We start from the raw sequence: 10194 nt of genomic DNA on the forward strand, positions 1-10194 counted from the left end.
TCGCCGCCTTACGGCGGCTCGGGGTTCCGTTCGGCTAGGTCGCCTAAAGGCTCCCACGCCTCACTCCACCCACATTTTTTTGCGCCCGAAAAACCGCTTCGCGGTTTTCCTCATCGGGCGCAAAAAAACGTCGTTTACCGCCGAAACGTTATGCGAAATATTTAGCCCGAAATTTATCAAAAAATGATAGAAATTTACAATAAATACCTCAAAAAAGCCCTATTGACAATATTGAAAATCATGGTATAATAAAGGAATGATTTTTTGGAGGGGATAATGAGATTAACAACGGCTGATTTCTCTGAAAAATTTAGGGAAATTAGGGAAAAAGGATTCATTCCTTCATTAAGAAACGGGCCAACCGGCATTGGTTATACGCTTGAAACCCTTTTGGGAATAAATGAAAACAATGACGCTTTACCTGATATTGAAGGAGCAGAATTAAAAGCTCATAGAGCAAATAGTTCAAATTTAATAACATTATTCACTTTTAATAATAAAGCATGGAAAATGCCTCCTTTAGAAGCTGTAAAAAAATTTGGCAGTCAAGATAGAAATGGCCGGCAGGGTCTTTATTATACAATGTCCTTAAAACCTAATAGTGCAGGACTTTTTCTGCTTGTAGAAAAAGATACTATTTCTGTACGGCATATTTCTGGTACAATTGTTGTTGAATGGTCATTAGAAGCTATAGCAAATAGATTTATTCAAAAATTACCAGCATTAATTTTTGTCACCGCATTCACGGAACTTCGTGATGATAAAGAATATTTTCATTTTCAAAGAGCGCAACTTATGAAAGACACAACTCCAGAATTATTACGCAATCAATTTGAATCTGAGAACATATTGGTTGATTTAAGGCTTCACGATAAGGGAACAATGGCAAGAAATCATGGAACAGGCTTTAGGGCATATGAGGATAAACTTCCACAATTATTTAGGATGGTGTTAGATTTATGAAAGAATATATTGTCGAACGAAATAAAAAATATGATTACACTGGACAATCTTATGCTACGCTTTATCCCAATTTACATCGTTATCCTGCATCAATGATACCTCAAATAGGTATAGATATATTAAAAGAATTAAATATTTCCAGCGGAAAAATGCTTGATCCTTATTGCGGCTCTGGTTCAAGTTTTGTTTGTGGATTAGAGTGTGGAATAAAAAAAATGACTGGTTTTGATATTAATCCGCTTGCAGTTTTAATCTCTAAAGCTAAATTTACAAAACTTGATATTAAAGAGATTGATTTTGCATATCAAGAACTACGGAATAATATATTTGAAATAATTAAATATGAAAAGAAAATTAAGAAGATAAAATTACCTGAAATAACAAATATGGATTATTGGTTTTCTGAGCCTGTTATTATGAATTTATCAATTATAAAACATTGTATTTACAAATTAGAAAATAAAGATATTCAGACGCTTTTTTTAGTTCCTTTTTCAGAAACTGTAAGAGAATGTTCATATACAAGAAATAGTGAATTTAAACTATTTCGTATGAAACCAGAAGAAATAATTAATTTTAATCCAGACGCTATAAGCTACTATTTCAAAAAATTAAATGATGTGATACTGAATTATAAATTATATTATTTACCAAAAATAAATAAAAATATAACTGTTAATATACAATCAGAACAATTTAAGAATAAATTTGAAAAATATGATGTTGTTTTAACAAGTCCGCCATACGGTGATAGTCGAACAACAGTTGCTTACGGTCAATTTTCAACATTATCTAATGAATGGCTTGGAATAAATACAGCCAGAAAAATAGACAGTATGTTAATGGGTGGAAAACGTGTAAATGAAATTATCAGAGAAGGCTGTATAGCAGAACCGATATTAAAAATTAATAAAGTAGATAATAAAAGAGCGCTAGAAGTATCATCTTTTTATTTAGACTTAGCAGATTCAATAAAAGATGTTTCAAATAATATAAATAAAAATGGTAAAATAATATATATCGTAGGGAATAGAACTGTTAAAAATGTTCCTTTGCCTACAGATCAATTTATTGCAGAAAAATTTGAAAAAAATGGGTTTAAACATTTAATTACTTACAAACGCGCATTAAGTAATAAAGCTATGCCAAGTAAAAATTCTCCGACAAATGTAGTTGGAAAAACTGTAAATACAATGTTATATGAATATATTGTAATATGTGAGAAAGAATGAATAATGCGGGCTAAATACTTCGCATAACAGGTCGGTAAACGCATCGCCGCCTTACGGCGGCTCGGGGTTCCGTTCGGCTAGGTCGCCTAAAGGCTCCCACGCCTCACTCCACCCACATTTTTTTGCGCCCGAAAAACCGCTTCGCGGTTTTCCTTATCGGGCGCAAAAAAACGTCGTTTACCGCCGGAACGTTATGTGAAATGCCAGAAAGGTATACCAAAATGATATTATATCATTATATTAATATGGAACCTTATAAAACTTAAGTTTTTGAAGATTTCAATACGTAAATTTGGTGAAAAATGATGAAAAAATGCTTGACAAACCATGCAATATATATTACTCTTTTAATCATATTGGAGTAATTTAACGCAATGAAAAATATTAATTATCCAAAACAGATATATTATATTTTGGCATTTATGATGTTTCTGACAGGCATAGTTATTTATGCGTTCTTTAGAGATATAAACAATATGATTTTGTTTTATTATATTCCAAAATCATCATTCCTTGCTAATTTATATATTCCTGTAAAAAAAGATTCAATATTGTTATATATGTTGTTTTACAATTTGCCTGATGGGCTATGGTGTCTTTCGGCTTTATTACTTATCCGAGTAACATGGATTATTAATGCTAGATTGAGAATAATATATAGTAGTATTTTTATTGTCATAGCATTGTTTTATGAGTTCTTGCAAATTTTTGAAAACATACCAGGTACATTTGATCCACTTGATCTTTTATTTATTGGTTCTTCTGCTTTCCTAGAAAGCTTAATTTTTTATCTATTCAATAGAAGGAGTATTATATGACAGTTAAAGAAAAAATACCGCATATAATTACAGTAGTATTGTTTGTAATTTTCATTACGTTAGGTTTGGCGAGTGCAACTACGCCGAGTTCTAATTTTGCTATTCCGAATTCTCGTTGGGCGATTGGAGAGTATATCGATCAATTTGGAGACAAGACAGGTGATTTTTTTATGCGATATTCTGATAAAGTTAATGCGTTATTTACAGGAGGTGGTTGGACAAATAAACAAACTATACTTAGTGAATTACAATTTTCTCAAAATGAAGGGCTTAAATTTTATGTTATAAATAATGACTTAGCACCAGTGTTTTTTTCAACAACAGATGTTTTATTCAATATAAAGCTACCTGATGAATCTACAAAAGAATTTAATGGAAGAGGAATATATAATGATAAAAACAGTCATTATTATTATTTTATACCATATAATGATGATTTATTAAACACTTTATTACAGGAAAATATTATTGTACGTTTCGCTATTTCTTCTATTGACAAACAAGCCCAATTTCAACTTCCACCAAAATTCAGAGAATCTTATGAAGTATTAAAAAGTAGAAAAAAAGAAAATGTTAATCTTCCTCTCCGTTGGTCAGTAGGTGCATTTACTGATAAATGGGGTGATAAAACAGGTGATTATTATGTTCAATTTGATGGAGAAGTGAAAACAGAGGTTTATTCAAGTAATGAAACAGCTACAATTAAAGAAATATCCTTTTCTACAAAGGAAGGACTGACATTTAAATTTTTTACATTTCCACCATATTCTAGACAAGGTAATATTCTATTCAGAATAATACTCCCTGATGAAACTACTGTAGATTTTAATGGTTATGGAAATGATAATGTTCTTTATATACCATATAGTGAAAAACTTTTAAATATATTATTACAGGAAAATGTTATTATTGTTTTTACAACTCAAGGTATGTCAAAAATACAAAGTTCATTTAGTTTGCCGCCACGTTTTAAGGAGGCATATGAATTATTACAAAAAAAATAAAATAACTTTTTGAAAAGTCTGGCACTTCGCCTAACAGGTCGGTAAACGCTTCGCCGCCTTACGGCGGCTCGGGGTTCCGTTCGGCTAGGTCGCCTAAAGGCTCCCACGCCTCACTCCACCCACATTTTTTTGCGCCCGAAAAACCGCTTCGCGGTTTTCTTTATCGGGCGCAAAAAAACGTCGTTTACCGCCGGAACGTTATGCGAAATAGCGGCTAAGATTTGTCCAAAAATATGTTGAAATATTATATTGACATAAAAATAAGAATATAGTAAAAATGAATTCGTTATATCATTTAGAGGTATTAAGTTTATGATAAAAAAATACGATTACATTATTATTGGGGCAGGAATTGGCGGTTTAAGCGTAGCAGGTTTCCTTTCTAAATATAATAAAAAGGTTTTAATACTGGAAAAACACGATAAAGTCGGCGGTTTATGCACTTCTTTCAAAAGAAATGGAACTCAGTTTGACTGCGGAATTGAAGGGTTGCACGAATTGGAGCCAAATGAAACAATACCGCAGTTTATAACGTTTTTAGGGGGAAAAATAGAAAGCAAAATCAGGGAGGAAAATATATGTTGTTATATCAACAATAAAAAATATAAGTTTAGGCATAACCATATTAAAGAAGATTTTATTTTACACTTTTCTGACAATAAGGATGATATAGAAAAATTATTCGCTGTTTCCAATGGAATTATGGAACAGGCATTAACCGATAATAAAGCCCCTGTTCCGCCGTATGATATGAGTATCATAGAATTGTTAAAATTTGGCATTCATAATATGATTAAAAAACCGCTTTTAATGAAATACGGTTTAAGAAATTTTAATAAAGTAATTTGGGAATTAACGTCAAATAAAGAAATAGCGGAAATTATTTATTCAAAAGCAATGGCCGACATAGTTTATTTTGGATATGCTTATCGTTGGTGGGCAATGGATAAAACATATTATCCCATAGGCGGTATGCAAAAAATTGCGGACACTATGAAACAAATTGCTATGGATAATGGCTGCGAAATTTTGCTTAATACAACAGTAAACGAAATTATAATTGATAAAAAAACGCAAGGAATAAAAACAAAAAATGGGGATATTTACTATGCAGACAAAATTATCTCAAATGCTTCTCCAATATTTACCAATTCCATAATTTCATCGAAAATTAAATCAAAAGTAAAAATGGACAAAATATATAAAAAGAAGGATATATTTCAAAGCGCTTGCATATTATTCTTAACGGTCAAAGATATTGATTATTTGGGGGGAAATAATTATATATACATTAGTTCAGATGATTGTTTAAAAATACCGGAAAAAACATATAACCCAAATAACGTGCCTATTGTTATTCAGGTGTTAAATAAAAAACCCGATGATAAATTTTATCCCATAACTGCATTAGCGCCAATACCGTATGAGTATAATAATTGCTGGAATACTTTTGGTACAAAAGAAAAAAGCGAAGATTATTATAAACTGAAAAATGAAGTAAAAAATATACTTTTAAATCGTATTTGTGAAAAATTGGGGGATGAATTTAAAAACAGCATAACTTATGCCGAACTTGGAACGCCTTTGACTTTTGAAAGATATACCAATAACACAAACGGTTCTTTTATGGGATTTGCAATCAATCAAAAAAATTATGGGAAATTCCTAAAACAAAAAACAGAAATTCCCGGACTGTATTTAGTGGGGCAATGGACTTTTCCGGGTTTTGGAGTTGCCGGAGTAATGGCAAGTGGGTATTATTTGGCAAAAGAATTGTTAAAAGAAGGCAGCATTGACCTCGAAAGGGAATATATTGAATATTTTAGATAAAATTGTACGCCGCTACTTCGCATAACAGGTCTGTATGCGCTTCGCCGCCTTTCGGCGGCTCGGGTTCCGCAAAACGCCAGTCGGGCTTGCGTCCTTTGTGGCGTTTTGCTCCACCACAGTTTTGCGGTTGCTGGAACGCTCCGCGTTCCTCTATCGCAACCGCAAAACCGTCGCATACAGCCGAAACGTTGTGCGCCATTTTTTGAAAATATTTTCCATTTTTTATTGACATAAAAAATGGAATTTTGGTATAATAATATAACCCTATATTTATAGGGTAATGTGTTCAGTATAGAAACACAAATATACAATGAAGGAGAGAGAGTATGGCTGTAGCAGGGTTGATTTTAGGTATTCTTAGTTTAGTAGGAGGAGGTATTCCGGTTGTGAATGCATTTCCTCTGTGGTTGCTCGGTCTTGTTGGTATCATCTTAAGCGCTATAGCGCGTTCAAAGGCAAAAAAAGAAGGCCAACCAACTGGTACCGCAACTGCCGGTTTGGTTTTAAGCATAATTGGTTTTGTCTTTGCATTTATTACGTTCCTTGCTTGTGCAGTGTGCGCAGGAGCCGTGGCTGGTTCCGCAAGTAAGTGGTTTTAAAACTATCAGTATTGTAAAATACTCGGGGAACCAAACCGGTTCCTCGGGTTTTTATAAAATTTTTTAGTTCCCACATATGTTTCCTTTTATTACAATAATTGGCAAAACTATAGGAATGTATCAAATCGCTATGCTTGTTGGCATTTTTACCGCAGGCATTTATGTTTGCCGTTTATGTACCAAGAATGGTTATGATGATAGTGACGGTATCAATTTTTTATTATTAGTTTCAATGGGAGTATTTGTAGGCGGACGTATACTGTACTCAATAGTAAATTATCAAGCATTTATATATGTAGTAGAAAATATTACCAGAATTAATTCATTTAATGCTTTTTTGAACACTGTTTATCTGATATGGGGCGGTAATGTTTTTTACGGTGGACTGCTTGGGGGAATACTTACCGCAATAATTATATTCAAAAAGAGACCGCAATGGAGATACTTATTGGATTTTGTCGTACCTGCAATACCATTGTTTCATTTTTTTGGAAGAATTGGTTGTTTTTTGGCAGGATGCTGCTTTGGAATAAAATCTTCTTTTGGCTTTAACTTTCGTCATTCAATTGTAGAAGAAGCGAATGGAATTAACCGTTTTCCAGTGCAATTATTGGAAGCATTTATCAATTTACTATTGTTTTTCATATTAGATATTTTAAGAAGAAAAAACCTTTTCAAACAAAATATTATATATCTTTACTTATTACTTTATTCTGTTGCACGGTTTTTTATTGAATTCTTGCGAGGAGACGAATATAGAGGTTTCTTTTTTAATTTATCAACATCACAAATTATAAGTATTTTAATTTTTTGTTTTATTATTCCAAAAATTTACAGTTTGTTTAGACATAATGATTTATTATATAAACAAAAAACAGCGCACAACAAAGCGGTAAAAGTACGCCGCCCGTTGGGCGGCTAGGCTCCACAAAAACGTGTTCGGGCTTCGCCCTCTGCACGTTTTTGTTTCGCCACATTTTGCCTGCCCTGCAAACTGCTTCGCAGTTTGCTTATTCGGGCAGGCAAAACGTCTTTTACCGCCGGACGTTATGCAAAATTTTTACGCCAAATATTCCCCAAAATAATACTTGACAAAATGTAATTTTTTATAAAAAATAGAATAATATGGAGGTTTTTATGGGTAGCATTTTTAATATTTTGGATGAAACAACATGGCAATTAGCATCAGAAAATGATTTTGTATGGAAAGATAATACCTGTTTTAATGAGGAAAACAATAAACAAATAAATGAAAAGGAAATGGTTGCTTTTTTGAAGCAATTAATCGATATTGTTGATAGTTCTCTTAAAAAGTCAAAAACAGATGATTATGGAAGGGATAAAATTATATCGTTTATGCTTGATTCAATCTTTGCAAAAGTGGTACCAGAAGAAATTCCTAGTGAAGCTATTTGTTTAGTTGAATTGGGAATTGAGCCAAACCTTGTTCATACAGTTTACCAAAGCATGAAAAAAAAGAATAATTCTACAAAAAAATTTAATGTTTTAGAGGAATCAACATGGAAATTAGCAACTGATAATGAATTTACTTGGAAAGGAAAAAAAATTAATGGTTCACAAATAAAAAAATCTGAAACAATATGTACTGAAAAATTAATTGTTAACTTTTTAGGACAAATTTTTAATGGATTTTCCAGTGGTGATATAAAAAATAAAATAGAAAAGATTGGTAAAGAAAAACTAACAACTTTTATTCTTGATAATTTAATAAATAATGTTTCTCCTGGTGATTGTATTGGTAAATCAATAGATTTCATTAATAATAGTTATGAAAATAGTATTGTTCCATCACAAAAATCTGTTGCTAACTTTAACACTCAAGGAAATTCAACAATCAATGTTCAATATTCTCCTATTGTTGACGATTCTAAGCCAGGAATATTTTTGTTTTTGGGTATTTCTTCGTTAATAGTTTGTTTTTATTTATTTTATAAAACTGCTAATTCAATTATTGGTTCATCATTAAATACAGAAAAAATGGTTACAGCACTTTTATTTCCCATTATTTCATTAATTATTGCATCACTTTTTTTTAATAAATATTCAAAAGAAAAAAACAAGAGAAAATATTATGAAATATGTAAATCAATGGAATATTGGCTTGGTCATAAATCTGATGAATTAATTATATCATGGGGTACACCATCTAAAACTTCAAAATTACCTAATGATAAATCAATAACAATAATGGAATATAAAGACAGTATAAGAAATTATACAGGATATTCTACAAGAAGTTATAGTAGAGGCTTTTCTTATGGTATTCATTCTGGACAATCAAGAACAACAAAATATACAAAGACATTTTATGTACAAAATGGATATATTATTGATTATAGATATACTATTCAATAAGGGCGTAAAAACTTCGCATAACAGGTCTGTTTACGCATCGCCGCCCGTTGGGCGGCTCGGCTTCCGTAAAACCGTGTTCGGGCTAAAGCCCTCTGCACGGTTTTACTCCAGCACAGTTTGGGCAGGGGTCAATGCTCCGCATTGCCCTATTACCTGCCCAAACCGTCATATACCGCCGAAACGTTATATGACACTTTCTGTCGTCTTATGTACAATTCCCGCACATAAGGACACGCAGGGTGTCTGACACCACTTTTTTGTAGTGTCGTAATAAAGCCGACCACCGCTATATATGGGGGTGGTCGAGGGTCAGGGTACGCTATGAAAAAGTGGTGTCAGTTACAAGTTTTAAAAAATTAACAGTTAGCGATTGTTAGCTATGCTTTTTTATAATTGCTTGTATTTGGCAAAAATCTATTTCCTTTTCTTGGGTTTCCGTGTTTTCCGTACTGTGCCGCTGTCGGCGGCTATGCTGTTGTAATTAAACTGTGGTATATCGTCATAGATGGGCTTTTCTTTGGTATTGGCGGTAAGCGATTTTTTTATCTCTTTTAGATGAACGGCAACCAGTTTTGAAATGGCGGTTTTTACGGCATTGCTTACAGTTGCCTCTACAGTATGCTCAATATCCGCTAAAACGGTCTCTTGAAACTTTACGGCGGCACGTTCTATAGAGGGGGGCATACTAAACAGCTCTGGTGTGTCCACTTTTAGGGCGGTGGCTATTACTTCCAAGATTTCAGGGGAAGGGAACTTTCGGCATAGCTCTATCATGGCTATATATTGGGTGGATAAATCGGCTTTTTCGGCAAGTTTTGCCTGTGATAAACCGAGAATTCGGCGGTTTTCCTTCATATTGAAGGCTAAAATATGGCGTAGGTTAGTCATTTTACCCCTTCTAATTGCCTTAAAAGCAATTATAAGGACAGTATTTTACTTGACAAATTGCCAGTTTGTTGCTTAAAATAATCGTTAATGCCAGTCTATTTGATAAGCATAAATTTGATAGTATATGTTTATTAACAGGCTGTTTATTTTACTAAAAAGGGGTATGGAATAATTATTAATCTATGGTATTATTTAAATATGAGGCAGATGTTACAACACATAAATTTTGTTCAACACCACACGCAATACGGCATAAGACAAATACCCCCCCCCCCCCCCCCCCCCCACCCCCTCCACCCCAATTTTAAAACATTTTTTTACTAATATACTTTTAAAAAACAATAGATATTCAATAGGTAAAACACCTTTCTTTTTTAATTATAAAAAAACCAAAAGACACCAAAGGGGAAAGAAAAAAAAGGGAAAAAAAAACAAAAAGAATTATGTAATTTATTTTTGTTTATGTAAAGATGAGTTTATTTGG

At 32.7% G+C, this 10194-nt stretch carries 10 protein-coding genes; 8 read left to right on the top strand and 2 right to left on the bottom strand.

Features of this window, described 5'->3' with window-relative positions; translation table 11 throughout:
- Positions 1-276 precede the first annotated feature (276 nt).
- From ACYVTD_RS07305 to ACYVTD_RS07325, 5 genes are all read left to right on the top strand, one after another.
- On the top strand, positions 277-963 hold the full coding sequence (locus ACYVTD_RS07305; protein WP_461247117.1) for an MvaI/BcnI family restriction endonuclease: 687 nt from the start codon (positions 277-279) through the stop codon (positions 961-963).
- Entirely contained in the window at positions 960-2195 is a 1236-nt protein-coding gene (locus ACYVTD_RS07310) for a modification methylase (RefSeq protein WP_461247118.1), read from the top strand. Before ACYVTD_RS07305 ends, ACYVTD_RS07310 begins: the two co-directional genes overlap by 4 nt.
- Before the next feature lie 374 nt (positions 2196-2569).
- On the top strand, positions 2570-3013 hold the full coding sequence (locus ACYVTD_RS07315) for a hypothetical protein (protein ID WP_461247119.1): 444 nt from the start codon (positions 2570-2572) through the stop codon (positions 3011-3013).
- Positions 3010-4017: a hypothetical protein gene (locus ACYVTD_RS07320; protein WP_461247120.1), complete on the top strand. Its 1008-nt coding sequence runs from the start codon at positions 3010-3012 to the stop codon at positions 4015-4017. Before ACYVTD_RS07315 ends, ACYVTD_RS07320 begins: the two co-directional genes overlap by 4 nt.
- A gap of 312 nt (positions 4018-4329) precedes the next feature.
- Positions 4330-5847, top strand: coding sequence for a phytoene desaturase family protein (locus tag ACYVTD_RS07325; RefSeq protein WP_461247121.1), 1518 nt, complete (start codon positions 4330-4332; stop codon positions 5845-5847).
- Here ACYVTD_RS07325 and ACYVTD_RS07330 read toward each other — a convergent pair.
- The gene (locus ACYVTD_RS07330) at positions 5840-6046 is read right to left on the bottom strand and encodes a hypothetical protein (RefSeq protein ID WP_461247122.1); all 207 of its coding nucleotides are present in this window, start codon (positions 6044-6046) and stop codon (positions 5840-5842) included. The two genes, ACYVTD_RS07325 and ACYVTD_RS07330, sit on opposite strands and share 8 nt — an antisense overlap.
- Positions 6047-6173: 127 nt before the next feature.
- Here ACYVTD_RS07330 and ACYVTD_RS07335 point away from each other — a divergent pair, with 127 nt between their 5' ends.
- From ACYVTD_RS07335 to ACYVTD_RS07345, 3 genes are all read left to right on the top strand, one after another.
- A complete protein-coding gene (locus tag ACYVTD_RS07335; RefSeq protein WP_461247123.1) occupies positions 6174-6446 on the top strand; it encodes a hypothetical protein in 273 nt (90 codons plus the stop codon).
- Between the two features lie 76 nt (positions 6447-6522).
- Positions 6523-7368 (top strand): prolipoprotein diacylglyceryl transferase, encoded by an 846-nt coding sequence (locus ACYVTD_RS07340; protein WP_461247124.1) that lies wholly within the window; start codon positions 6523-6525, stop codon positions 7366-7368.
- A gap of 215 nt (positions 7369-7583) precedes the next feature.
- Entirely contained in the window at positions 7584-8822 is a 1239-nt protein-coding gene (locus tag ACYVTD_RS07345; RefSeq protein WP_461247125.1) for a hypothetical protein, read from the top strand.
- 414 nt (positions 8823-9236) lie between these two features.
- On the opposite strand, the gene ACYVTD_RS07350 is transcribed toward ACYVTD_RS07345, so the two are convergent.
- On the bottom strand, positions 9237-9710 hold the full coding sequence (locus ACYVTD_RS07350) for a helix-turn-helix domain-containing protein (RefSeq protein WP_461247126.1): 474 nt from the start codon (positions 9708-9710) through the stop codon (positions 9237-9239).
- Positions 9711-10194: the final 484 nt, after the last annotated feature.

Source organism: Treponema sp. R6D11 (assembly GCF_054786075.1).